24 protein-coding genes and 1 riboswitch are annotated in these 24,385 nt (G+C 31.0%); of the genes, 2 read left to right on the top strand and 22 right to left on the bottom strand.

The features are described 5' to 3' along the window. Nucleotides 1–17: 17 nt before the first annotated feature. The 10 genes from KQI86_RS13465 to KQI86_RS13420 all read right to left on the bottom strand — a co-directional run bounded on the left by KQI86_RS13465 (nt 18) and on the right by KQI86_RS13420 (nt 9,034). Nucleotides 18–749, bottom strand: coding sequence for a hypothetical protein (locus KQI86_RS13465; RefSeq protein WP_216439898.1), 732 nt, complete (start codon nt 747–749; stop codon nt 18–20). A 19-nt stretch (nt 750–768) separates the two neighbouring features. Beyond that, nucleotides 769–2,193: a type IV pilus biogenesis protein PilM gene (locus tag KQI86_RS13460; RefSeq protein WP_216439897.1), complete on the bottom strand. Its 1,425-nt coding sequence runs from the start codon at nt 2,191–2,193 to the stop codon at nt 769–771. A gap of 22 nt (nt 2,194–2,215) precedes the next feature. Then, nucleotides 2,216–3,406, bottom strand: a complete 1,191-nt coding sequence (locus KQI86_RS13455) for a type II secretion system F family protein (RefSeq protein WP_216439896.1) — start codon at nt 3,404–3,406, stop codon at nt 2,216–2,218. Nucleotides 3,407–3,420: 14 nt separating this feature from the next. After that, a complete protein-coding gene (locus KQI86_RS13450) occupies nt 3,421–5,097 on the bottom strand; it encodes a GspE/PulE family protein (RefSeq protein WP_216439895.1) in 1,677 nt (558 codons plus the stop codon). Between the two features lie 18 nt (nt 5,098–5,115). Continuing rightward, nucleotides 5,116–6,357, bottom strand: coding sequence for a prepilin-type N-terminal cleavage/methylation domain-containing protein (locus KQI86_RS13445; RefSeq protein ID WP_216439894.1), 1,242 nt, complete (start codon nt 6,355–6,357; stop codon nt 5,116–5,118). 21 nt (nt 6,358–6,378) lie between these two features. After that, on the bottom strand, nt 6,379–6,795 hold the full coding sequence (locus KQI86_RS13440) for a hypothetical protein (RefSeq protein ID WP_216439893.1): 417 nt from the start codon (nt 6,793–6,795) through the stop codon (nt 6,379–6,381). Between the two features lie 15 nt (nt 6,796–6,810). Then, complete coding sequence (locus tag KQI86_RS13435) at nt 6,811–7,266, bottom strand: type IV pilus modification PilV family protein (protein ID WP_216439892.1); 456 nt, start codon at nt 7,264–7,266, stop codon at nt 6,811–6,813. A 109-nt stretch (nt 7,267–7,375) separates the two neighbouring features. Beyond that, the gene (locus KQI86_RS13430; protein ID WP_246582811.1) at nt 7,376–8,005 is read right to left on the bottom strand and encodes a prepilin-type N-terminal cleavage/methylation domain-containing protein; all 630 of its coding nucleotides are present in this window, start codon (nt 8,003–8,005) and stop codon (nt 7,376–7,378) included. 18 nt (nt 8,006–8,023) lie between these two features. Next, nucleotides 8,024–8,527 (bottom strand): prepilin-type N-terminal cleavage/methylation domain-containing protein, encoded by a 504-nt coding sequence (locus KQI86_RS13425; protein WP_216439890.1) that lies wholly within the window; start codon nt 8,525–8,527, stop codon nt 8,024–8,026. A gap of 15 nt (nt 8,528–8,542) precedes the next feature. Then, nucleotides 8,543–9,034 carry a prepilin-type N-terminal cleavage/methylation domain-containing protein gene (locus KQI86_RS13420; protein WP_343216173.1) on the bottom strand — a complete coding sequence of 164 codons (492 nt, stop codon included), beginning with the start codon at nt 9,032–9,034 and terminating at the stop codon, nt 8,543–8,545. Between the two features lie 70 nt (nt 9,035–9,104). After that, a riboswitch (cyclic di-GMP riboswitch) is annotated at nt 9,105–9,190 on the bottom strand. Between the two features lie 140 nt (nt 9,191–9,330). Between KQI86_RS13420 and KQI86_RS13415 the strand changes: the two genes are divergently transcribed. Then, entirely contained in the window at nt 9,331–10,068 is a 738-nt protein-coding gene (locus tag KQI86_RS13415) for a tRNA lysidine(34) synthetase (RefSeq protein ID WP_216439888.1), read from the top strand. Nucleotides 10,069–10,188: 120 nt separating this feature from the next. Here KQI86_RS13415 and groL read toward each other — a convergent pair whose 3' ends face one another. Beyond that, on the bottom strand, nt 10,189–11,820 hold the full coding sequence (gene groL / locus KQI86_RS13410; protein WP_216439887.1) for a chaperonin GroEL: 1,632 nt from the start codon (nt 11,818–11,820) through the stop codon (nt 10,189–10,191). 33 nt (nt 11,821–11,853) lie between these two features. Then, complete coding sequence (groES, locus tag KQI86_RS13405; protein ID WP_216439886.1) at nt 11,854–12,138, bottom strand: co-chaperone GroES; 285 nt, start codon at nt 12,136–12,138, stop codon at nt 11,854–11,856. Between the two features lie 338 nt (nt 12,139–12,476). Between groES and KQI86_RS13400 the strand changes: the two genes are divergently transcribed. Continuing rightward, nucleotides 12,477–13,103, top strand: coding sequence for a TIGR01906 family membrane protein (locus tag KQI86_RS13400; protein WP_246582810.1), 627 nt, complete (start codon nt 12,477–12,479; stop codon nt 13,101–13,103). Here KQI86_RS13400 and KQI86_RS13395 read toward each other — a convergent pair. The 10 genes from KQI86_RS13395 to KQI86_RS13350 form a co-directional block, all read right to left on the bottom strand. Beyond that, entirely contained in the window at nt 13,100–13,801 is a 702-nt protein-coding gene (locus KQI86_RS13395) for a TVP38/TMEM64 family protein (protein ID WP_216439885.1), read from the bottom strand. The genes KQI86_RS13400 and KQI86_RS13395 overlap by 4 nt on opposite strands. 208 nt (nt 13,802–14,009) lie before the next feature. After that, nucleotides 14,010–15,497, bottom strand: a complete 1,488-nt coding sequence (locus KQI86_RS13390) for a 4Fe-4S dicluster domain-containing protein (protein ID WP_216439884.1) — start codon at nt 15,495–15,497, stop codon at nt 14,010–14,012. A 181-nt stretch (nt 15,498–15,678) separates the two neighbouring features. Beyond that, complete coding sequence (locus tag KQI86_RS13385; protein WP_216439883.1) at nt 15,679–16,569, bottom strand: DNA-3-methyladenine glycosylase family protein; 891 nt, start codon at nt 16,567–16,569, stop codon at nt 15,679–15,681. Between the two features lie 62 nt (nt 16,570–16,631). Further along, nucleotides 16,632–18,023 (bottom strand): NADPH-dependent glutamate synthase, encoded by a 1,392-nt coding sequence (gene gltA, locus KQI86_RS13380; RefSeq protein WP_216439882.1) that lies wholly within the window; start codon nt 18,021–18,023, stop codon nt 16,632–16,634. Beyond that, a complete protein-coding gene (locus KQI86_RS13375) occupies nt 18,023–18,916 on the bottom strand; it encodes a sulfide/dihydroorotate dehydrogenase-like FAD/NAD-binding protein (RefSeq protein ID WP_216439881.1) in 894 nt (297 codons plus the stop codon). Before KQI86_RS13375 ends, gltA begins: the two co-directional genes overlap by 1 nt. Nucleotides 18,917–19,102: 186 nt before the next feature. Further along, complete coding sequence (locus tag KQI86_RS13370) at nt 19,103–20,272, bottom strand: iron-containing alcohol dehydrogenase (RefSeq protein ID WP_216439880.1); 1,170 nt, start codon at nt 20,270–20,272, stop codon at nt 19,103–19,105. Nucleotides 20,273–20,537: 265 nt separating this feature from the next. After that, nucleotides 20,538–21,563 carry a sigma-54 interaction domain-containing protein gene (locus KQI86_RS13365; protein WP_246582809.1) on the bottom strand — a complete coding sequence of 342 codons (1,026 nt, stop codon included), beginning with the start codon at nt 21,561–21,563 and terminating at the stop codon, nt 20,538–20,540. Nucleotides 21,564–21,644: 81 nt separating this feature from the next. Continuing rightward, nucleotides 21,645–22,493 (bottom strand): 3-hydroxybutyryl-CoA dehydrogenase, encoded by an 849-nt coding sequence (locus tag KQI86_RS13360; RefSeq protein WP_216439879.1) that lies wholly within the window; start codon nt 22,491–22,493, stop codon nt 21,645–21,647. An 83-nt stretch (nt 22,494–22,576) separates the two neighbouring features. Then, nucleotides 22,577–23,584 carry an electron transfer flavoprotein subunit alpha/FixB family protein gene (locus tag KQI86_RS13355; protein ID WP_216439878.1) on the bottom strand — a complete coding sequence of 336 codons (1,008 nt, stop codon included), beginning with the start codon at nt 23,582–23,584 and terminating at the stop codon, nt 22,577–22,579. 16 nt (nt 23,585–23,600) lie between these two features. After that, the gene (locus tag KQI86_RS13350) at nt 23,601–24,380 is read right to left on the bottom strand and encodes an electron transfer flavoprotein subunit beta/FixA family protein (RefSeq protein WP_216439877.1); all 780 of its coding nucleotides are present in this window, start codon (nt 24,378–24,380) and stop codon (nt 23,601–23,603) included. Between the last annotated feature and the right edge of the window lie 5 nt (nt 24,381–24,385).

The following is a 24,385-nucleotide window of genomic DNA, read 5'->3' as shown; positions in this document are numbered from 1 at the left end:
CAAAACAACCTGCTCCTTTAGTTTCCAAACATATTTGAAATAGAATCAAAACCTACCTTATTATGATAAAAATCATACTTCTTTATATTTTCTTTTTCTTCATCATTTAACTTTAAGTATTGATAAAACTCTATTTGTCCTTGTAAATAGTCCTCATTTGCAACAGTTACTTCCTCTTTAGCATCATCAGCTTTATTTGTAGAAAGATTTATACTTTTAACATTAAGTTTCCCCTCTGTTATCTTATCTAGATTATTTATATATTTTTCTATATCTATCTTTTTCCCGCTAATTTTTAGGTAAATCTCTAATCTAGTTATATCATCTGAATTCTCTTTTTCATCATTATTGGTGCTGTCATTAGTTTTGCCATCTTCTCCACTGCCCTCTTCCTCTTTTTTATCAGATCCCTCTATAGAAAACTTTATCTCTTCCCCTGTTATTTTAAAATCTTTACAAGATTTATAAAAATCATAGGCAAGTTTTGCGGTATCTATTTTTTCTAAAATCAGTTTATCTAACTCTTTAACCTGCCCTTTTAAAGCTTCATTTTCTTTTCTTACACTATGAATATTTCCTTTAATTTTTATTAATTCTTCTAGTTCTTTTTGTTTATCATTATATTCTTTTTCTGCACTTTTTAAATTACTAAATTTGGTCACAAATACATACTGATATATGCTGTAATTTACGAATAGGGCAATTATAATTATCAAAAATATTATTATACCTTTATTATTATTTTTCATAATATGTTACACACCCTTATTAAGGATTTTTAGTTTTTTCCTTTATCTTCAGCTCTAAACTAGCTTCATTCTCTGTATCATCTAATTTCATACTATCTATCTCTACATGCTCAAATATATCCATGTTATTTATTGCTACATATAAGTTAATCTTGTCCAAGGTACTGTCTTTAATATCTACCTTTAATCTAACATTTTCTTTATCAATATAAATATCATTCACTACAATATTAGAAGGCAGTCCTTTTGTTAATTCATTTAAATAGTATATATGGTCTACTCCATCTGAATTTATTTTTTCAATAGCTTCTTTATTTTTTTCATATAAGGCCTTTTGATCCTTAAGTGAAATATGCTCCTTTTTCACATCTTCTAAAGATTTAATCCTGCCTTCTAGACCTTCCGTATTATAGCTAGCTATTTTCATGCTTAATAAGTAATTAAATGAAACAACCCACCCTATAGTGATAGCCAGCAATATAGAAGATAGAGCTATGTATATTTTATTATTGTCAGCTTCTTCTTTATTCTTATTTAGTTTAAGAGCCTTTCTAAAATCTATTCCATTAAAGTTACATCCAAAAACATCTGAAAAAAGCTCTAGATTAACTTCTTCTTTAGCAAATGCTTTTTCACAAAGTGATCTAATACCGAATTCCATGGGAATATCGATTTGATTTTTTAACTCTTCTATAAAGCCCTTATTTTCAAATAAACTTCCCAGTACATATATTTTATCCACCCTATTACCAAAGTGTCTAGTGGAATAAAAGTTTAAAAAATAACCTATATTATCTAAAATCTCATCGTAGTTTTCTTCAACATTACTATCAAAATGAGAATTAGAATGTAAAAATAGTTTATTTCCCTCTAGAATAGTAATATTATTAACATCCTTGACAAGATCCACTATTGCTATACTACTTTCTTCCTTTTTATTTGCTAAGTTAGCTAAGCATTCTGGATATATAGTAATCTTTTCTACATTCACTCCTAAACTGCTAAGATATTCATTTATATCATCTAATATATTTTTAGGTATTACTGCTAGTAAAACACTAAATTTTTTCACCTTATCTTTAGATATTTCTACCACTCTATAATCATAATAGTAATCTTGCATATTTACTGTAAAATACTCATTTATATTGTTTTTTATAAAGGACTGTAATTCTTTTTTCTTCATATAAGGAGCTTCTACTAATCTAGTAATAACTCCATCTAAGGCCAAAATAGCTATAGCCTTTTTTCTGCTCATTTCAGCTTTTTCAATAAAATCCTTAGAATCCTTAATAGTAACTTCATCCTTATATGAAGAATTATCTCCATTTTTAATAATTAAGGTTTTATATTTATCCATTATAGCTTTATTAAATTTATATTCCATTAGTACTATATCTACAGAATCTTCATTAAACCTGAATACAAGTTTTTTATTTGGCAAAGTTAATTCTCCCACCTTTTTATCAATTTATACCATTTGACATTTGTAGTATAGGCATTGCTATTGCTATTATGATTATTCCTACAAATAATCCTATAATCAAGGTAAATACAGGTTCTACCAAGGTCATCATTCTATTTATATTTGTTTCAACTTTTTTATCATATATATCAGTCAATTTAAAGAACATCTCTTCTAATTTACCAGTTTCTTCTCCAATTTTAATCATCTGTATAGTAAGGGTATCAAAAAGTCCCTGTTCCTCCAAAGCCTCACCTATGCTTATTCCATTTATTATTTCTCTTTTCGCATTGCCTATTTTAAATCCTATATACTTATTTTCTATAACATCCTCTATATTTTCTAATGCATTTATTATAGGTACAGCAGATTTTATAAAAATCCCCATACTTCTTGAGAATCTATTAATTACCACATTCCTCTTTAATTCTCCCAAAATTGGAATTGACAAAGAGATTCTATCTATATACATTGTTACCTTAGGTATATCTAAGATATATTTAATTATTATGATAAATAATAATAGAGTTACTGCTAAAAATAATGAATTATTATTTATAAAATTCATAGCTCCCAATACGAATCTTGTTATAAATGGTAAGTTGTCAACGTCTTCAAATATCTGTTTTAGTTTAGATAAGATAAAGAAATTAAAGAAAAACATCATACTTATAGTAAGAACAAATAAAACAGCAGGATATATAGCCGCCCCTTTTATCTTGCTTTTAACTTCTCCTTCTCTTCTATAAAAACCTTCCATGTTAAATAATACTTCATCCAAGTTACCACTTATTTCTCCTGAATATACCATGTCAATCAATAATTGAGGAAATATTCCGGATGCCTTCATGGAATTAGCAAAAGTTTCACCTTTTCTTAATCCAATTAAAACTTCTTCACAGGGCTTTTTTAATTTCTTATCCTGGTTTGCAATTATCTCTAAGCCCTTTATTATGCTTACTCCAGTGTTTATTATTACCGCTACTTGTCCACAAAAGCCAGCTATTTCTTCATATTTTAAAGTTTGCCTACCAATCTTCAAATTATAAATTGATACACTCTTTTTAACATATATTATTTTTAATCCCCTACTGCGCAACTGTTCCATTGCAGATTCTAAGGATTGTTCTTCTATATAACCCTTTATAATGTTTAGATTTTCATCACTTGCCTTATAAACAAATCTATTCATAATTCATCAACCTTCTAATAACCATAGGTTACCCTTAACATTTCTTCTACTGTAGTTATTCCTTTTAAAACTTTCTCCATACAAGCTTCTCTTAATAATATTGTGCCACTATCTATAGCCTCTTTTTCTATAGCTCTTTCCCCTTTTTTAAGATCAATTATATCTTTTATAGCTCTATTTATTTCTATAATTTCAAAAATTGCAGTTCTCCCTTTATATCCTGTTCCATTGCATATATTGCAACCTTTTCCTCTTTTTAATTTTACTTTTTCCTTTACTCCTAATATTCTCATTTCATTCTCTTCCGACATATATTCCTCAACACAGCTTGGACATATTTTTCTAACAAGCCTTTGAGCTACTATCCCAATTACCGTTGATGATATTAAAAATGACTCAACTCCCATATCTTCTAGTCTAGTTATAGATCCTGCAGCATTATTTGTGTGAATGGTGGATAGTACTAAGTGTCCAGTTAATGCTGATCTTACAGATATTTCTGCTGTTTCGTTGTCTCTTATCTCACCTACCAATATAATATCAGGATCTTGTCTTAAAATGCTTCTAAGTCCAGATGCAAAAGTAAAACCTATCTTGTTATTTACCTGCATTTGGTTTGTTCCTCTAAGGTTATATTCAACTGGGTCTTCTATGGTCACTATATTCTTTGATTGATCATTTAGTATGTTTAATAAAGAGTACAATGTGGTAGTCTTGCCACTACCTGTAGGACCACAAACCAGTATGATGCCATAAGGTTTTGCAATTATTTCTTTCAGCTTTTTTTCTTCCTTAGAATTTAATCCTATCTTATTTAATCCTAAGGAAAAGTTATTCTTATCCAATATTCTCATTACAACCTTTTCTCCCAATATTGTAGGAATTATAGATACTCTTAAATCTATATTTTTTCCTTTAGATTTATAGTTGATTCTTCCATCCTGTGGTATTCTTTTCTCTGCAATGTTCAAATCTCCCATTATTTTAATTCTACTTATTACAGCATCAATCATACCAATGTCTACTCTAATCATCTCCCTTAAGACTCCGTCTATTCTGTATCTAACCCTCATCTCATCCTCTTCAGCTTCTATATGAATATCTGAAGCGTTGTTTAGTATAGCATTATCTATTACTGTATTTATAAATTTAATTATTGGAGCAGCTTCTTCATCATAAACCTCTTCTTCTAATTCATTAATATTTTTTTTGTATCCATATACTTTTCCATAGTTCTCCGCTGCCTTTTCAGCCTTACTCTTTCCATAATATCTTTCAATATTCTCTAGTATAATATCTCTTAGGGATATGGATGTTTTTACTACATAACCTGTTACAGCTTTTATGTCTTCTATAGCAAAATAATTTAAGGGGTCAGCCATTACCACAAGCAATCTTCCATTTATTATATCCACAGGCAAAAGCTCATACTTTCTTGCCATAGCTTCTGGTATTATTTCAATTATTTCAGGCCTTATATTTATTTCATATAGGTTTATGTAGTCTATGCCTAGTTGCCTTTTAACAGCATCTACAATCTGCTCTTCTGTAGCAAATCCCTTTGTAATAAGCAAATTTCCTAATTTCTCTCCTGTTTCTTTTTGAAGAATTAGTGCTCTATTTAAAATTTCATCTGTAATAAGTCCAGAGTCAATAAGTATTTCTCCTAGTCTTTTTCTTATTTTCGCCATTGATTTTCTCCTTATATTTTATGTTTTTAATTTAAAGGGTAAATCCTTTATATTAAACTGCTGAAATTTAACTTGGGCACCTCCAGATATTTCTACGTCCTTTGCAATTATAATACCAGTAAAAGATGAGCCCGCAGCAATATTAACCCTACCATTAGGGGCGAATAATATTCCATCTATATTAACATTACCACTCAATGTTATATCCTCTTTACTTACAACATTCACATTGGAATAGGTACTCCATGAGGGGAATCTATAGCTATCTTCAAACAAAATTTTCATTCCATCACTAGCTAAGTCATGGATACTAGAACCTTTTTTTATATATTTAAATCCCCTCTCTATATACCATTTATCTAACTCTAATGAAGGTACTGATACATTAGGAAAATTAATTTTATCAACCTTTTTTCCCTCTACATCGATCCAATGTTTAACATCCAATTTTCCTGTGTAATATAAACTTTTATAGATATAGGCATTTCCATTTAAATTAATATCCCCATCAATATAAATAGAACTAGAGTTATCAGCATTTCCTATTTTTGCACTACCATCCAAATCCAAACTATGGCTTATATATATTTTTGCCGCAAAAATATTTATACCACCATTTAATTTCATAATGCTATCTTTATCATCCCTAACAATTATAGTAGAATCAGGAGCCTCTATTATAGCACCACCTGAAACATCTAAGTATTTAGACACTATGACGCAATTTCCCCAATCTCCACCATTTCCATCTTCAGGCTTATTCACTACAAACACATTCTTCTTAGTACTAATATGAAACTGTTCTTCTCTATCTTTGTTAAATTTATCTTTTATACATATTTTTACACTAAAAAAGTTATCTAATTTATCTATTAAAAACCCTTCAACAGGAATATTCTCAATTAAAATAAATTTATCCTTATTATCCTCTCTAATAATCTTATATACATTTTCTTCTCTAATTACTCCTTGATATTCTTTAATATACTTAACTTCTTTTCCATTATTTTTTACAGAATACAAAACCTCTCCTGTTTCATTACATGTAAGACTATCACTGCTCTGTAAATCCTTAGTAATCCATTCTATTGCAACCCTTATATCATTTTGTTTGTTTACATTGTTAATTTGCTTATTAATAAAGATAGAAGAGGAATTCATAATTGAGTAAGCTGTGACTACAATAAAAGAAAATATGCCTATAGCTATTATGAGCTCCACTAAAGTAAAGCCTTTTTTAAGCTTCTTACTATCTTCCATAGCATTCCTCCAAAAACACCTTTAATTTTTTTCTTGCCAGTTGATTATTTCCCCATTTTCTAGATTAAAGTCTAGTAATATGGTGTATTTGCTTTGTCCATTAATAATAGCCTGGGAAATAATATTCCCTATTTTATTTTCTTCATCTATTGTTTGATAAGAATATATATACTTTCCTATCCCTTCTATGGATCCTTCTCCATTAAAATTTTGTATCTCTTCCTCCCTAAATAATTTACTATTATAGGTGTATAACCCCTCCTCTATTCCTGCTTCAGCTAGTTTTTTTACTATAATTTTTTCCTTGCTTCTCTTATTTATAATAATTTCGTTATTGATAGACATTAAAAGGGCTGCACTTAAGCTTACAAGTACTATCCCTGTAATTATTGCAATGGGGAGAGCATATGCTTTTTTATATTTTCTAGTATGCTTCACTTTCCTCTCCCCTCCTTATAGTTCCTTATTCTCTATATTAGGGATGTATATCTTCGTCCCCAATTTTATGCTATTACTATCTTGAGGTTTAACTTCCACTAATATATCTACTAATTTACCTACTTCACTATCTTCTTTTAAAGTGAATTTTATGTGTACACCATACTTTATACCGTCTTTAATATCTTCTTTGTAATATCCACATTCTCCCATATTAAAACTTAAACTCCTAATATATTCTTCTAATGTTTCTAAATTTTTAATTTCTCCATTCTCCTTTTTAGCTTTAATAAGTTCTAAGTAATTTTGTGCTATAATAGTCCCCTCTAATCCTTGTTTATTACTATTACCTGCCTTTAAAGAAGAATATGCTACAGTTGAAAAAATAGCCACAGTACCAATTATTAATACCATGGCTATAATGACCTCCACTAAAGTAAATCCACTCTTATATTTTTCTATTTTAATCATTTTACCAGCCCTTTATTTCATTTTGTAATGATAGATTCACTATCTTCTATCTCTTATCCCATATAATTATTATGAATCATATAAAACCCACATGTATTAAATTCTTTAATTAATAAGGCCAGTCTGCTATTTTTAATGTAACCTTCTTTTTATCTGGTGATACATCGTCATCTTGTATACCATCACTATATTTGCCCTTGCCCTTACCAACTTCAAAAGGACTTTGCTTTACTAATTGTTCTGCACCTTTTTCAGTAACCCCATGGATGGTTATATATATTCCTGCCTCAATTCCATTAGAATTATTATTTGTATTATCAGATGTTGGAGGCCAGCATTCATAATCGTAAACCCCACCCCATGCAGTTTTTTTACTTAATGGAACATCCAAATAAGGTCCTTGCCATTCATCATCTACTTTCTTTAAAAACTCAGCTTGATTTGCAAATCCCATAGCTCTTAAAGACTCTACTTTATACTGAATGTTAGATAGATCGTCCTTTCCACATCCCAGTCCAGGGTCTGTCCCTTCCCCTACATCTCCTGGGAAAAAGCCTACATCTGCATAAAACTGAAGAACTGCAGTTTTAAAAGCTTTCATATCACTTAATGTTCTACTTACCTTCGACTTCTCTATAGCAGTGAATGCCTTTGGAACAACTATAGCTGCTAAAATTGCTATGATTGCAATTACTACCAAAAGTTCTACTAAAGTAAAAGCTTTCTTTACTTTTTTCATCTTCATCCCATCCTTTTATTAGGTAACCCTGTGAGTAATTCTAATTCTTACTGTACAAGTATCGCCATCCAGTCCATAAATAACAGCCCCTCTATGATTCTCCCCTACTCCATCTAAATCTAAATCTATTTTCTCTGCTACCTTTAATGGAACTTTATTAAATTCTAGTTCTACAATATCTTCAACTGCATTTATTTTATAATCTCCACCCCATGGATTTTTGCTTGGCAATTTTTCTAAATATGGCCCATCCCAATTATCTAATTCGTTATTATTCTTATCTTTTCCTGTAATAAACAATCCCTCTAGGGTTGCATCATACATAGATGGCCACTTACCTGTATCCGTATAATAGTTGAAAGTGGCCGTTTTTATAGCTCTATAATCAGACTCTACTGTAGCCACTTTACTTTTTTCTATAGCTTTAAATGCATTGGGAGCTATAATAGCTGCAAGTATAGCTATTATAGCAATTACCACCAACAACTCTACTAATGTAAAGCCTCTTTTAATCTTTTTCATAATTAAGTTCGTCCCTTATTGTGAAATTTTTATTGTTACAGTATAGGTTCCACCGCTTGTTGAATATTCTACAGTTCCCTCACCTGGATTCTTTACTCCGTCTAAGTCTAAATCTATTCTCTCTGCTGCATTTTTAGGAACATTACTTATTGATAAAGAGACTGTATCTGATGGTGAATTTACTATTGTATAAGTTCCACCCCATGGATTTTTAGTTGGCCACTTTTCTAAGTAAGGTCCATTCCATCCTGGATAAGTAGTCGTTATATCTGTAACAAGTCCCGAGTCCTTATTTGTTCCATCGGTTGTAGGAACCCACCTTCCTGTATCACTATAAAAATTCAATGTAGCCGTTTTTATTGCTCTATAGTCTGACTCTGCTGTTGCCACTTTACTTTTTTCAATTGCTTTGAATGCATTTGGTGCAATAATTGCTGCTAGAATGGCTATAATTGCAATTACTACTAAAAGTTCTACTAGAGTAAAAGCTTTCTTTACTTTTTTCATCTTCATCCCATCCCTTCATTTTTTTACATATTTAATGAGTAAAATAAAACACCCTATATTCATACAAGTATGAATATAGGGTGGGTTGCATCACTAACTCCATACACACCATAGATGCCCAATTTAGATGTGTACTTCAAAGTTCCCCTAAATAATTAATATTATTCAATTACAATTCTATCAGTTTTTTCCAACTTGTACAATATAGAAATATAGACATATAGACAAACTAATAAATTTGTAATATATTTAATAATATTCTACATAACTAATAATACAATTAGGGGGCATTAAATATGATAAATTTCGAAAGAAAATTTAATAGGATGTTTCTTAGAAATGTAAGAGAAGCCATAGCTACTTATAATATGATAGAATCTGGTGATAGGGTTGGTGTAGGTCTCTCTGGAGGTAAAGATAGTATATTTTTACTTTTCGTACTAAAACTTATTCAGCTTACTGCCATTAAAGACTTCTCCATAATAGGAATAAATATAGACATGGACTTAGGCATGGATTTTTCTCCATTGCAGTCCTTTTGCGAGGAAAATCATATACCATTGATTATAGAAAAAACCAATATTGCAGAAGTAGTTTTTAATGATAGAAAAGAAAAAAATCCCTGTTCCTTATGTTCAACTTTAAGGAAAGGTGCTTTGATTAGAGTTGCTGGAGCTAATAAAATAAATAAATTAGCACTAGGTCATAATAGTGACGATGTTATAGAAACCCTATTTATGAATGTTTTAAAGGTAGGTAAATTAGGAACTTTTCACCCAAATATACATTTTGAAGATAGAGAAATAAATATAATTAGACCTTTAATCTATATAAGAGAAGATTTTATAGAAAAATTTGTAAGGGAAAATAATCTTCCTGTAATTAAAAGCTTATGCCCTGTGGATAAAAAGACTACTAGGGAAGAAATGAAAAATCTTCTTATAAAATTAGAAGAAAGTTATCCAGATGCCCAAAAAAAGTTATTAACATCATTAACAAATGTAGATTTTAAAAATATATGGAAACAAAAATAAAATGCTCTGCATTTTTTAGTAAAGAGTGAAAAATGAAAGGAATTTCAGTGAATCTGAAATTCCTTCCTTTATTCTTAATTTTTTAACTCTTAACTTTTAACTAAAAATGCAAGGCATTTTTTAGTACATTCCGTCCATTCCCATTCCCATTCCTGGTGCTGGCATTGGATTACTGTTCTTTTCTGGAATATCTACTACTGCTGCTTCTGTTGTTAAGAATGTTGCAGCAATGGATGCGGCATTTTGTAATGCTGATCTTGTAACCTTAGTTGGGTCAACTATACCAGCTTTTATCATGTTAACATACTTTTCATTTAATGCATCGTATCCTGTTCCTACTTCGCTTTCTCTTACTTTTTCAATTATAACTGAACCTTCTGCTCCTGCATTGTAAGCTATCTGTCTTACTGGCTCTTCTAGAGCTTTTCTTATTATATCTATTCCAACTTTTATGTCATGTACTTCTGAATCTAGTTCTTCAACTTTGCTGATTACATCAACAAAAGCTGTTCCACCACCTGGAACTATTCCTTCTTCAACAGCTGCTTTTGTAGCTGCTAATGCGTCTTCTATTCTTAATTTATTTTCTTTTAATTCAGTTTCAGTAGCAGCTCCAACCTTAACTACAGCTACTCCACCAGCAAGTTTTGCAAGTCTTTCCTGTAATTTTTCTTTATCAAATTCAGAAGTTGTTTCTTCTATTTGAGCTTTTATCTGATCTACTCTATTTTTTATATCTTCTTTATTTCCTCTTCCATTAACTACAGTAGTAGTTTCTTTAGTTACCTTAACTGATTCAGCTGAACCTAACATTTCAATTGTAACATCTTTTAATTCTCTTCCTAATTCTTCAGATACTACTTCTCCACCAGTTAAAATAGCTATATCTTGAAGCATTTCTTTTCTTCTGTCTCCAAATCCTGGAGCTTTAACTGCTACGCAAGTAAATGTTCCTCTTAATTTGTTAACAACTAAAGTAGCTAATGCTTCTCCTTCAACATCCTCACATATGATTAATAACTTTCTTCCTTGTTGAACTATTTGCTCAAGAACTGGAAGAATTTCTTGTATATTTGTTATCTTCTTATCTGTAATTAATATATATGGTTCATCTAAATTAGCTTCCATTTTTTCTCCATCAGTGGACATATATGCACTTACATATCCTCTGTCGAACTGCATTCCTTCAACAACATCTAATTCAGTTTTCATACTCTTTGATTCTTCGATTGTGATAACACCTTCGTTACCCACTTTTTCCATAGCACCAGCTATTAACTGACCTATTTCTTCGTCACCAGCTGAAATAGCTGCAACTCTTGCTATATCTTCTTTTCCTTCTACCTGTCTTGAAATCTTTTGGATTTCTTCTACAGCTTTATTTACAGCCATCTGTATTCCACGTCTAACAAGCATTGGATTAGCTCCTGCTGTTACATTCTTTAATCCTTCTCTTATTATAGCCTGTGCAAGTAATGTAGCTGTAGTTGTTCCATCTCCTGCTACATCATTAGTTTTTGTAGCAACTTCTTTTACTAATTGAGCTCCCATATTTTCATAAGCATCTTCAAGCTCAATTTCTCTTGCTATAGTAACACCATCATTTGTTATTAATGGTGATCCAAACTTTTTATCTAAAACAACGTTTCTTCCTTTTGGTCCAAGTGTAACCTTAACTGTATCAGCAAGTTTATCTACACCTCTTTGCATAGATCTTCTTGCTTCTTCGCCAAATAATATGTTCTTTGCCATTTACACAACCTCCTTAATACTATTAATTAGGAATTATTCTAGAACAGCTAGAATTTCATCCTGTTTTAATATTGTATATTCAATTCCGTCAATCTTTACTTCATTTCCTGCATATTTGGAAAACAGTACTCTGTCTCCTACTTTTACTTCCATTACAACTTCTTTTCCGTTGATCATTCCTCCTGGTCCAACTGCAACAACCTCAGCTTCTTGTGGTTTTTCCTTTGCACTTCCTGGAAGAACTATTCCACTTTTAGTAGTTTCCTCAACTTCAATTCTTTTAATAACAACTCTGTCACCAAGTGGTCTAACTCTCATTTAAACCCCTCCTTAATGTTTTTATATATAATAATGAAATTTAAAACTTTCTTTGTTAGCACTCACCAACTATGAGTGCTAATACAATTATAATAATAAATAATACCATTTATAATATCAACTTTAATAATCGAAGCTATTTTGTATTATATCACGATTATGGCAAAATATTCATACATATCTTTGTTTTTTACCCTATTCCTATTTTTTTCTCATCTTCCCTTTAAAGTATCTTAAAACTTCATATTTACAATATATTATAAAGCATTATAATTAAAAATAGATATATTTTTATAACTTAAGATAATAAATACCCAGCGAAAACAAAGGAGATTATCATGAAGAAAAAATTTATAGATGTGTTTTTTACCATATTTATTTCATTATTCTTTATAACTTCCTCTATAAAACTTACTGTTAATTTTAAATCCCTTTATTATTTTGATATTAAACATTTAAATATAGTAGAGAATTCTGGCTTTTCCATAGAAAATATTAAGGAAGATTATAATTATTTAATAAAATATATTAACTCTCACAATAAAGAAGATTTTAAAATACCAAACCTCCCTTCATCTCAAGAAGGTGCCGTACATTTTGAAGAGGTTAAAAATATATTCGTAAAATTAGATTACTTATTTTTTATTAGCAGCATAATCTCAATTATAGCTTTATATTATTGTAAAAAGAACAAAGTTTATACGGCTTTTAAATATACAAGCATAGTTCTAATAAGCATACCTATAATTTTACTTATTACATTTTTAATAAATTTTGATAAGGTTTTTGTTATATTTCATAAACTATTTTTTAGCAATGATTATTGGATATTTGATCCCGTTAAAGATCCTGTTATAAATATGCTCCCTCAAGATTTCTTCATGCATTGTGGCATTTTAATAAATATCTTTATAATAATATTTAGTTTTATTAGCCATTTACTATACAGAAAGAACCAGATTTAAATTATCTGGTTCTCATCTTTTTTTAATATATCTTTTATTATCTTCTCACCTTTTAAAACCCCTATTATAAATAATGCGCTCATAGATATAGCTATTAAAATTAATATAGTAGTATTTCTCTCCCCAATATTAGCCCCAAAATAAGCTGATACAATAATGCCTGGTATCCTTGCTAATGTAGAATATAATGCAAAATTTTTAAAGCTAATACTAGAAATACCACATATGTACCCTAAGGCATCTTTAGGTATGCCTGGTATTAAATAAAGCAGAAATACTATATAGTTTATGCTACCTAAACTCAATATCTTGTGGAAATGTTTAACCTGTTTTTTTGATATTATCTTATAAACAAAAGGTTTGCCATATACCCTTGCTATACTATAAGAAATTAATCCTCCCAAACATATTCCTACTAAAGATATTAAGCTTCCGTAAATTGTACCATAAATGTATCCTCCTGCAATTTGAACTATTTCCCCTGGTATAAAAAAAACTATTACCTGAATGATTTGCATCAAAATAAATACTAAAATTCCATACTTGCCATAAGACATTATAATTTCTTTTAATTCCCTTGGATTTTTAACCAAATAGCGATATTGGTAATAATATTCATACCCAATCCAAGCAAATAATAATAATAAAATTCCCAATACTATTTCTGATTTATAATCTCTTATATCAAATTTCCCCATTTTTATACATCCTTAATCACAAATTTATTTTTCCAACTGTTATTTTACTATATATTAAATATTGTAACTCAAAAGAACATAAAAATTCCTTAATTCTACATTAATATTATATTTCTACCGTTGTACATTATAAAAATGATGAAATCTATAATATAAAAAGCAAAGTCTTCAACTCATAGGGCTGAAAGCTTTGCTTTTTATAATTTAATTATCTTTCTAAATTTACACCTTCAAATTTTTCTAACATATTGTTTGCAACTACATCCTTTTTATCAGATTCCTTACTGAACTTAGCTAATTGAGATTTAACTTTCACCATTGGTGCCATAGTTGCTGGACCACCTATACATCCACCTTCACACATCATTCCTTCGATAAAGTTACCAGATAGTCTTCCAACCTTAGCCATAATCATAGTTCTCTTTACTTCATCTGCTCCACTGGCTCTAACTGGTTTTAGTTCTAAATCAGTTCCTAAGCCTTTTACATAATTTTGTATAGCTGAAGTCACTCCTCCACCTTGTGCAAATCCTCTTCCAAAAACTGATCCGTCATTTACTTCTATTCCTTCACACTCTGATGGCCATGTGTCATAAGCTCCCATAAGGGCTACAATCTCTTCAAAAGTCATAACATAATCTACAGCATCTTTTATACTAGCTCTCTTAACCTCATTTTTCTTAGCTGTACAAGGTCCTATAAAAACAACTACAGCATCTTCGTCCATTTTCTTAATCATTCTTCCTGTAGCTACCATAGGGGATACTGTTCCTGATATTTTATCTACTAAATCCGGGAATTTTTTTTCTATATAGTTAAAGAAACCAGGGCAACAGGAATTAGTCATAAATTTGTCTCCATTTTTAAGTCTTTCAATTAATTCATTGCCTTCATGAACAGATACTGCATCTGCTCCACAAGCAACCTCTATCATATCTTTAAATCCTATTTTCTTGAAAGCTTCTTTTATCTGTTCTACTTTTACTTCTGGCCCAAACTGTCCTGCAATGGCTGGAGCAACAATTGCATATATTTTTTTATTATCCATAAGAGCGCGAGTAACATCTACAATGAAGCTTTTGTCTGATATAGCTCCAAATGGACATGCAGACATACAAGCACCACAATTAATACATTCTTCCTTGTTTATTTCTGCCTTATTGTCATCTACATTCCTTTTTAAAGCTCCTGTAGGGCATACCCTTCTGCAAGGTCTCATTACTTCAGCTACTGCGTTATATGGACAAACTTCTTTACACAAGCCGCATTCTTTACAAGTTTCATGATTGATATATGCTCTTCCTGCCGCTCTAGTTATAGCTCCTGCTGGACAAACCTCAACACACCTATGTTGTATACATCCTCTACATGCTTCTGTCACTACAAACCTATTTATAGGACATTTATCACAAGCGGGGTCAATTATATATACAATTTGATCCTCATCTTCAACATTCACAAGTTCTTCGGCAATTTGTCCATTAGGTAAACAACCCATTGCAAGTTTTGCTCTCTCGTAAACTATTGCTCTTTCTTTATATACACAACATCTATATTCAGCTTTGTCTTTATTTATTATTTCAAAAGGCATTCTCTCTAGTTCTTCTTTATTTAATCTGTGTTCTAATGTCATTTTGGCTACTTCTTTTAATACTAAATATTTTAATTTTTTTAACTGAGTTTCAAAAGTTATCATTTTATAACTCCTCCTAATATATAAACAAATTACTAATCGCATTTGTTAAAAACTTATCATATACATTATAACAGAAACTCATAAAAAATTAATACACATTTTTAGTTATATACTCATAAATTTATACGTCAGCTTTAAAGAACTCAAATTATCTTCCATTTGCATAAAATTAGTCCCATTCTTAAACTAATATATTATTTTCTCTTGCGTAATAAAAAAGATATTGTTGAGCAAAACCTGATAACTCTCCAAATTTATCTCTTCCAAAATCTCTAATCTTTTTCAATGATAAATCTGGTGCCAAATAAAAGTGCTGCATAGCTCTCTTAACCCAAACATCTACTGGAAATGCTGAATATTTTCCCATAGAAAATAACATTATACAGTCCGCTACTTTAGGGCCTACTCCCATAAAATTCTGTAACTCTTTGTGGCAATCATCATCATTTTTTTCTTTAATATAATCTATATCAAATTCCTTATTGTATAATCTATTTACCGTATCTGCTATGTACTTAGCTCTGAATCCTGTTCCACAAAGCTCCAATTCCTTTTCAGTGGCATCCTTTAATTTTTCTATAGTAGGAAAGGTATAATAGGTCTTGCCCTTGTATTCTACTGTTTCTCCCCATTCTCTACTTATATTATCTATCGCTCTTTTTATCATAGGTATTCTGTTGTTTGCTGAAATAATAAAAGAAATTATTATTTCGAAAGGTTCTTGCTGTAATAGTCTTATTCCATTTCCGAATATAACAGATTTCTCTAACAAACTATCTTTTTTAAGAATAGTCTTTATTTCTGAATAATCTCTATATAAATCAAAATACTCTACCCAGATGTCCTTGAACTCTTTTTCATTTGTATTATATATCAATACATCATCGCCATTTTTTTCTACTTCAATAACTTTACCGAAGGCTACTCCAATATAACTACCTCTTTCAGTCTTATTCCATCTAAAGCACTGTCCACATTCAAAAATATGAGCTAATTCAAAATTATCTACATTTTTCACCACAACTGTGGGTATACTTTCTATTTCAGTTTCTTCTACGTATTCAAAATCCATTTTAAATTCCTCCTTTTTAAAAAATTGCGAAGCAATTTTTATTAAATTGCCTCGCAACTTTACTATTTATTCTTTCCTTTTAAATATTCATCTATTCCCTTAGCCGCTTTTTTTCCTGCTTCCATGGCAAGTATTACAGTAGCTGCTCCTGTAACCGCATCTCCCCCGGCAAATATCTCTTTTCTTGGAGTTTGACAAGTGCTTTCATCTACCTCTAAACATCCCCATTTGTTTATATTTAATCCTTCAGTAGTAGATGCTATTAATGGATTAGGAGAAGTACCTAGAGCCATTATAACAGTATCCATTTCCATTACAAATTCTGATCCTTTAATTTCTACTGGTCTTCTTCTTCCTGAACTATCTGGCTCACCTAATTCCATTTTCACACACTTTATTGCTTTTACCCATCCGGATTCATCTCCAATTATCTCCAATGGATTGGTGAGGATATCAAAAATTATTCCTTCTTCTTTAGCATGGTGAACTTCTTCTACTCTCGCTGGCAACTCATCTTCTGATCTTCTATATACTATGTGTACTTCTGCACCTAGTCTTCTTGCAGTTCTAGCCGCATCCATAGCAACATTTCCTCCACCTACTACAGCAACCTTATTGCCTGTTCTAATTGGAGTATCATAATCCTCTCTAAATGCCTTCATTAAATTGCTTCTAGTCAAGAATTCATTTGCAGAAAACACACCATTTAAATTTTCCCCTGGTATGCCCATAAACTTAGGAAGACCTGCTCCTGAGCCAATAAATACTGCACTATAACCTTCTTCCTCTAAAAGTTCATCTATAGTTAATGTTTTTCCTATTACAACGTCTGTTTCTATTTCTACTCCAAGTTTTTTTACATTATCTATTTCATGTTTAACCACAGTGTCCTTTGGAAGTCTAAATTCTGGTATACCATATACTAAAACTCCTCCTGGTTCATGTAAGGCTTCAAATATAGTTACAGCATATCCCATCTTAGCTAAATCACCAGCACAGGCAAGTCCTGCAGGACCACTTCCTATTACAGCCACTTTTTCATGTTTTTTATCTCTTTTAACAGATAAATCTATGTTATTAATTCTTGACCAATCTCCAATGAATCTTTCTAGCTTACCAATAGCTACTGGTTCACCTTTTATACCTAAAATACATTTTCCTTCGCATTGAGTTTCTTGAGGACAAACTCTTCCACAAACCGCTGGAAGGGAACTAGATTCATTTATTATTTCTGCAGCTCTTTTAAAATCTTTTTTCTTAATGCATTGGATAAATTCCGGGATATTAATAGCTACAGGGCACTTAGGAACACATAATGGATTTTTACAATTAAGACATCTCTCCGCTTCTTTAACTGCCTCTTCTTCACTATATCCTAAACATACTTCAGTGAAATTCTTTACTCTCTCATCAGCCTTTTGTTCTCCTACTGCTGTTCTCTTTAAGTTAGCCATTACTTTTCCTCCCCTCCTAATCCTATACGACAAACGTGCCCTTCTTCTTTTTGCTTTTCTACTAAAAGCTTTTTCTTTTCTTCACCTTTATACATACTCTGCCTTCTTAAAGCTTCATCAAATTCCACAAGATGCCCATCAAATTCAGGACCATCTACACAAGCAAATTTAGTTTCTCCTCCTACAGTTACTCTGCATGCTCCACACATACCTGTACCATCTACCATAAGAGTGTTTAAACTAACCACTGTTTTTATATCATATTCTTTAGTAAGCTTAGTTATAAACTTCATCATTATCATAGGGCCTATAGCTATAACTAAGTCATACTTTTTATTTTCTTTATCTATTAAATCTTTTAAAAGATCAGTAACTAACCCTTTGTAACCATATGATCCGTCATCTGTTGCTACATATAAATTAGATGCTTCTTTTTTAATTTCCTCTTCCATAATTAATAGCTCTTTATTTTTGCTACCAATAATCACATCCACATTTATTCCTCTAGAGTTTAACCATTTTATTTGAGGATAAATTGGCGCAGTACCAACCCCTCCTGCTATAAAAATTATATTTTTATTCTTTAGCTCTTCTATAGATTCATATATAAATTCAGATGGATTTCCTAATGGCCCTGCAAAATCTCTAAAATAATCTCCTACTTCAAGCTTGCTCATCTTAATAGTTGAAGCACCTAAGGTTTGAAATACTATTGTAACCGTTTCTTCATCTTTATCATAATCACAAATTGTAAGTGGAATTCTTTCACTTTTTTCATCAACTCTTACTATAACAAATTGGCCCGGCTTAGCTGCCTTTGCCACTCTAGGTACTTTAACAACCATCTTATAAATATTTGGAGCTAATAGTTCCTTTTTTAAAATTTCGTACATAATTTCTCCTCCAAATTCTTTAAAATTATTTTGATAATTATAATATTGATTATATAAGACTTTTATATCCTTTATCAACTTTATTTATTTATTTTAACATATCTAATATGCATGAATTTAAAATCTAAATAAAAACTCTCTTAATAAATTTAATTAAGAGAGTTTTTATTTAGGTTCACATTAGTTTTAAAAGTCTATTTTTTTGCCATTGTAGGCATAAGTATACATGTTTTCCATCTCTTCTTCTGAGATTTTTCTTGGGTTAGAAGAAGTACAAGCATCTAATACCGCATTATGAGACATAAATTTAACTTTCTGTTTAAACTCTTCTTCCTTTATACCGTATTCCTTTAAAGTTAAAGGAATATCCATAGCCTTATTTAATTCCCTTATCATATCAGTTAATGAATCCACCAATTCATCATCATTATTTCCACTTAATCCTAAGTATCTAGCAATAGTTGCATATCTATCTTTACATACTTTCTTATTAAAATCTATAACATATGGAGAGAAAATAGCATTTGCACATCCATGAGGTATGTGGAAAACCGCTCCTATTTTATGAGCCATACTATGAGTAATTCCAAGTAGAGCATTTGAGAAAGCCATTCCCGCTAGACACTGCGCCTCATGCATTCTTTCTCTTGCTTCCTTATCGCCTTCATATGATTTTAGAATATAATCTTTTACCATTGCAATTGCGTGTATTGCAAGAGGATCTGTAAAGTTTGATCTTAATCCTGCTACATAAGCTTCTACTGCATGAGTCAATGCATCCATTCCTGTATGAGCAGTAAGTTTAGGAGGCATAGTCTCTGCTAGCTCAGGATCAACAATTGCAATATCAGGAGTTAAATTAAAGTCTGCTAAAGGATACTTTATTTCTGCTTTATAATCTGTTATTACAGAAAATGCTGTAACTTCTGTTGCTGTACCACTAGTTGATGGAATAGCTATAAATTTAGCTTTATTTCTAAGCTCTGGTAAACTTAATACTTTTTCAGCAGCTTCTTTGAAAGTTAATTCTGGATGTTCATAAAACAACCACATAGCTTTAGCTGCATCAATGGGAGATCCTCCACCTATTGATACGATCCAATCAGGCTGAAATTCTGTCATGATTTGTGCGCCCTTCATAACTGTTTCAACGGATGGATCTGGTTCAACCCCCTCTATTAATTTGGTTTCTATTTTAGCTTCTTTTAAGTAAGCTTCTACTTTATCTAAAAATCCAAATCTTTTCATTGAACCGCCACCTACTACTATGACAGCCTTTTTACCTTTAATACTCTTTAATACTTCCAATGAGTCCCTTCCATAATAAATATCTCTTGGAATTGTAAATCTATACATTTTTCTTCCTCCTATATATTAAAGTATCTACTTTGATATTTTTTTAACATTATTATATATAGCAAATTCCATGCCACAACTGAAAGGACTTATATTCAATACTTTCAGATTTTTTCGATTTATACCTAAATTTACTGTTGTCTTTTTGAGCAGTTATTTATATTAATATGTGAAAAAATTTAACACTGTTAAATTTTTCAGCACTTCAAATTTGTTGAAAAGTCCTATTTCTTTAATAAACTTTGTTAAATTTTTTTCACATACATCATTCTAAGCTTATACTATACTTTTTCATTTTATTATATAGTGTATTTCTACTTATCCCTAATTTTCTTGATATTTTTGATACATTTTTTCCATATTTATGCTTGCATGCCAATATTGCTTTTATCTCCAATTGCTCTAAGGAGCATACATACATTTCATCTTCTTTAACTATATTTTTTTCAATATCATAATGATATTGATTATTTTCTACTTTAAGTTCTATAGTGCTTTCTCCATTAAAATTAACTATGTTCTCTATATAATTCTCTAGCTCTCTTATATTCCCCGGCCACTCATAATTAATAATATCGTAATACATTTTTTCTTCTATCTTAGGAATAGGTTTATCTAATTTATTAGCTTTAATCTTGATAAAATGTTTTATAAGAATTTTTATATCCTCTCTTCTTTCTCTAAGAGTTGGTATACGCATAGGTATAACATTTAATCTATAGTATAAATCTTCTCTAAATCTATTTTTAGATACCTCTTCTTTTAAATCCTTATTTGTAGCTGCTATTACTCTAACGCTTATAGCTGTAGGCACATTGCTTCCTATTCTAGTTATATAACCTTCTTGTAATACTCTAAGTAGCCCAACTTGCATATCTAAAGGCATATCACCTATTTCATCTAAGAATATAGTACCGCCATTAGCCACTTGAAATTTTCCTACATGCCCACCCCTTTTGCCTCCTGTGAAAGCGCCTTCTTCATATCCAAACAACTCACTCTCTATTAAATTACTAGGAATAGCACCACAATTTACGGCGATAAATGGATAATTCTTTCTATGACTATAATTATGAATAGCTTGCGCTAATACTTCTTTTCCAGTGCCGCTCTCCCCTTGTATTAATATAGTTGATGGACTATTTGCAATTTCTTTACCTCGTTTAATAAGTTTTTTTATAGCATTACTTTTCCCAATTATATCTTTAAAAGTATACCTGGCAGTATAAATGGAATTGCTCATATCTATATCAAATAAATTTTTTTCTAATAAATCCCCAGTACAAGACAAGTCAATCACCACCTATAAAAGGTATTATAAATAATTATATACCTAAAAAGCCATTGGATATCCAATGGCTTTTTATCATAACTATTTAGCGTAGTTATGGAATCCTCTTCCAGTTTTTCTTCCTAACCAACCAGCTCTTACATATTTTCTTAATAATGAGTGAGCTCTATATTTTGAATCACCAGTTTCGCTATATAATACATCCATTATAGCAAGACATACATCTAATCCTATAAGATCACCTAATGCTAAAGGTCCCATTGGGTGGTTAGCACCAAGCATCATAGCTTTATCAATGTCTTCTGGTGAAGCTATTCCTTCTGCATAAATTCCAACAGCTTCATTTATCATTGGAATTAATATTCTATTTACAACAAATCCTGGAGCTTCTGCAACTTCAACTGGATCCTTTCCAATTGCTACTGAAACTTCTTTAACTGCATCATAAGTTTCTTGTGATGTAGCCATACCTCTTATGATTTCTACCAGTTTCATCACTGGAGCTGGGTTAAAGAAGTGCATTCCTATAACTTTATCTGGTCTTTTAGTCGCTGTAGCTATTTCAGTTATTGAAAGTGAAGAAGTGTTTGATGCTAATATAGTTTCTGGTTTACATATTCTATCTAGGTCACCAAATATTTCTCTTTTTATTGCCATATTCTCTATAGCAGCTTCAATTACTAAATCGCAATCTTCTGCCATATTTAAATCAACTGTTCCTGTTATTCTTGATAAAATGGCATCCATATCTTCTTGAGTCATTTTTTCTTTAGCTACTAATCTAGATAAGCTTTTATTAATTCCGTTTAAACCTTTTTCAACAAACTCATCTTTTATGTCTCTTAATATTACTTCGTATCCTTTTACTGCAAAAGCCTGAGCAATTCCTGCTCCCATAGTTCCCGCACCTAAAACACATACTTTTTTCATAAACTATCCCTCCTGATTTATGTAATAATATTATTATAAAGGATACATGTTTGTATTTAAATACAAACATGTATCATCTTTTACTAATTATTTATTTTAGCCTTTAATTCAGCTATTAATTCAGGAACTATTTTCTTATAGTCTCCAACTAGTGCAAGGTCTGCAACCTTCATTAATGGAGCTGAATCATCTTTATTTATAGCTATTATGAAATCTGAATCTTGCATACCAGCTAAGTGCTGAATTGCACCTGAAATTCCAACAGCTATGTATACTCTAGGTCTAACAGTTTTTCCAGTTTGACCTACTTGATATGCTTTATCTATCCAAGCATTATCTATAGCTGCTCTTGATCCTGCAATACTTCCACCCATAAGGTCAGCTAGTTCTTTTAATGTATCGAATCCTTCTTTTGAGCCTACTCCTCTACCACCAGATATTAGGATTTCAGCTTCTCCGATATCCATAACATTTTTAGCTATTTTTACAACGTCTTCTACCTTTGTTCTTATATCTGATTGCTCTAAGTTAACTGATACTGTTTCAATTTCGCCTTTTCTTCCAGCATCCTTAGGTAATCTTTCAAAAACTCCTGGTCTTACTGTTGACATCTGTGGTCTATGTTCAGTACATATAATTGTAGCCATTAAGTTTCCACCAAATGCAGGTCTTGTCATTAATAAATGGTTTGCTCCTTCTTCAACGTCAAGTCCTGTACAGTCAGCTGTAAGTCCTGTTTCTAATCTTCCAGCAACTCTTGGCCCTAAATCTCTTCCAATGTAGCTAGCTCCAACTAGTATTATTTCAGGTTTTCTCTCATTTACTATTTCACAAATTACCTTAGTATACGCATCTGTTGTATAATGTTTTAATAGTGGATGTTTAGCATATATAACTCTATCAGCACCATATGCTACTAATTCTTTACAAGCTTCATCCATATCATTTCCAAGAAGTAGAGCTGTTAATTCTACTCCTAATTTATCTGCAATTTCTCTTCCTTTTCCAACTAATTCCAAAGAAACTTTTTGTAAGTGTCCATCTCTTTGTTCAGCAAATACCCAAACACCTTTGTAATCTGCTATATTCATCTTCAAATCCCTCCTACTAGATATAGTGTTTTTCTTTTAATTTTGCAACTGCAAGTGCTGCCGCTTCTTTAGCAGGTAAGTTAACAATTTCTCCCTTACCTTTTGCTTCCTTAGTAGTTGATTTCTTAACTTTTGTTGGTGAACCAGCAAGTCCAAGAAGGGATTTATCTACTCCTAGGAAATCTGCATTCCAAACTTTTATTTCTTTATCGAAAGCTCCAAATATATTACCTACGCTCATATATCTTGGCTCATTTAATTCTTTTATAGCTGTTAGAAGTACTGGCATTTCAACTCTGATATTTTCATATCCATCTTCCCAAGCTTTTCTAACTTTTAATTCTTTTCCATCCACTTCAACTTTTTCTACATAAGTTATCTGTGGTAAATTTAAATGCTCAGCTATTTCTGGTCCAACTTGTGCTGTATCTCCATCGATAGCTTGTCTTCCAGCAAATACTATATCGTATTCCAATTTATTAACTGCTGCTGCAAGAACTCTTGATGTAGCTAGTGTATCCGCACCTGCAAATGCTCTGTCTGATATTAATATAGCTTCATCAGCACCCATTGCTAAAGCTTCTCTTAATGCAACTTCAGCTTGTGCTGGTCCCATTGATACTATAGTTACTTTTGCACCATTTTCTTCTTTTAATCTTAAAGCTTCTTCTAAAGCGTTTTTATCATCTGGGTTTATTATTGATGGAACACCTTCTCTTATAAGAGTTCCTGTAACTGGATCTATTTTAACTTCAGTTGTGTCTGGAACTTGTTTTAAACAAACAATTATATTCATTTACT

This window comes from Clostridium mobile, from assembly GCF_018918285.1.
Classification (GTDB): domain Bacteria; phylum Bacillota; class Clostridia; order Clostridiales; family Clostridiaceae; genus Clostridium_AW; species Clostridium_AW mobile.
The sequence above is the reverse complement of the archived record's forward strand: the minus strand, read 5'-3'. Positions and strand labels throughout refer to the sequence as shown.

Coding starts and splice junctions, on each gene's coding strand:
- KQI86_RS13465 (WP_216439898.1), bottom strand. CDS start 749: ATGAAAAATAATAATAAAGGTATAATAATATTTTTGATAATTATAATT.
- KQI86_RS13455 (WP_216439896.1), bottom strand. CDS start 3,406: ATGAATAGATTTGTTTATAAGGCAAGTGATGAAAATCTAAACATTATA.
- KQI86_RS13450 (WP_216439895.1), bottom strand. CDS start 5,097: ATGGCGAAAATAAGAAAAAGACTAGGAGAAATACTTATTGACTCTGGA.
- KQI86_RS13445 (WP_216439894.1), bottom strand. CDS start 6,357: ATGGAAGATAGTAAGAAGCTTAAAAAAGGCTTTACTTTAGTGGAGCTC.
- KQI86_RS13435 (WP_216439892.1), bottom strand. CDS start 7,266: ATGATTAAAATAGAAAAATATAAGAGTGGATTTACTTTAGTGGAGGTC.
- KQI86_RS13430 (WP_246582811.1), bottom strand. CDS start 8,005: ATGAAAAAAGTAAAGAAAGCTTTTACTTTAGTAGAACTTTTGGTAGTA.
- KQI86_RS13425 (WP_216439890.1), bottom strand. CDS start 8,527: ATGAAAAAGATTAAAAGAGGCTTTACATTAGTAGAGTTGTTGGTGGTA.
- KQI86_RS13420 (WP_343216173.1), bottom strand. CDS start 9,034: ATGAAAAAAGTAAAGAAAGCTTTTACTCTAGTAGAACTTTTAGTAGTA.
- KQI86_RS13415 (WP_216439888.1), top strand. CDS start 9,331: ATGATAAATTTCGAAAGAAAATTTAATAGGATGTTTCTTAGAAATGTA.
- groL (WP_216439887.1), bottom strand. CDS start 11,820: ATGGCAAAGAACATATTATTTGGCGAAGAAGCAAGAAGATCTATGCAA.
- groES (WP_216439886.1), bottom strand. CDS start 12,138: ATGAGAGTTAGACCACTTGGTGACAGAGTTGTTATTAAAAGAATTGAA.
- KQI86_RS13400 (WP_246582810.1), top strand. CDS start 12,477: ATGAAGAAAAAATTTATAGATGTGTTTTTTACCATATTTATTTCATTA.
- KQI86_RS13395 (WP_216439885.1), bottom strand. CDS start 13,801: ATGGGGAAATTTGATATAAGAGATTATAAATCAGAAATAGTATTGGGA.
- KQI86_RS13390 (WP_216439884.1), bottom strand. CDS start 15,497: ATGATAACTTTTGAAACTCAGTTAAAAAAATTAAAATATTTAGTATTA.
- KQI86_RS13385 (WP_216439883.1), bottom strand. CDS start 16,569: ATGGATTTTGAATACGTAGAAGAAACTGAAATAGAAAGTATACCCACA.
- gltA (WP_216439882.1), bottom strand. CDS start 18,023: ATGGCTAACTTAAAGAGAACAGCAGTAGGAGAACAAAAGGCTGATGAG.
- KQI86_RS13375 (WP_216439881.1), bottom strand. CDS start 18,916: ATGTACGAAATTTTAAAAAAGGAACTATTAGCTCCAAATATTTATAAG.
- KQI86_RS13370 (WP_216439880.1), bottom strand. CDS start 20,272: ATGTATAGATTTACAATTCCAAGAGATATTTATTATGGAAGGGACTCA.
- KQI86_RS13360 (WP_216439879.1), bottom strand. CDS start 22,493: ATGAAAAAAGTATGTGTTTTAGGTGCGGGAACTATGGGAGCAGGAATT.
- KQI86_RS13355 (WP_216439878.1), bottom strand. CDS start 23,584: ATGAATATAGCAGATTACAAAGGTGTTTGGGTATTTGCTGAACAAAGA.
- KQI86_RS13350 (WP_216439877.1), bottom strand. CDS start 24,380: ATGAATATAATTGTTTGTTTAAAACAAGTTCCAGACACAACTGAAGTT.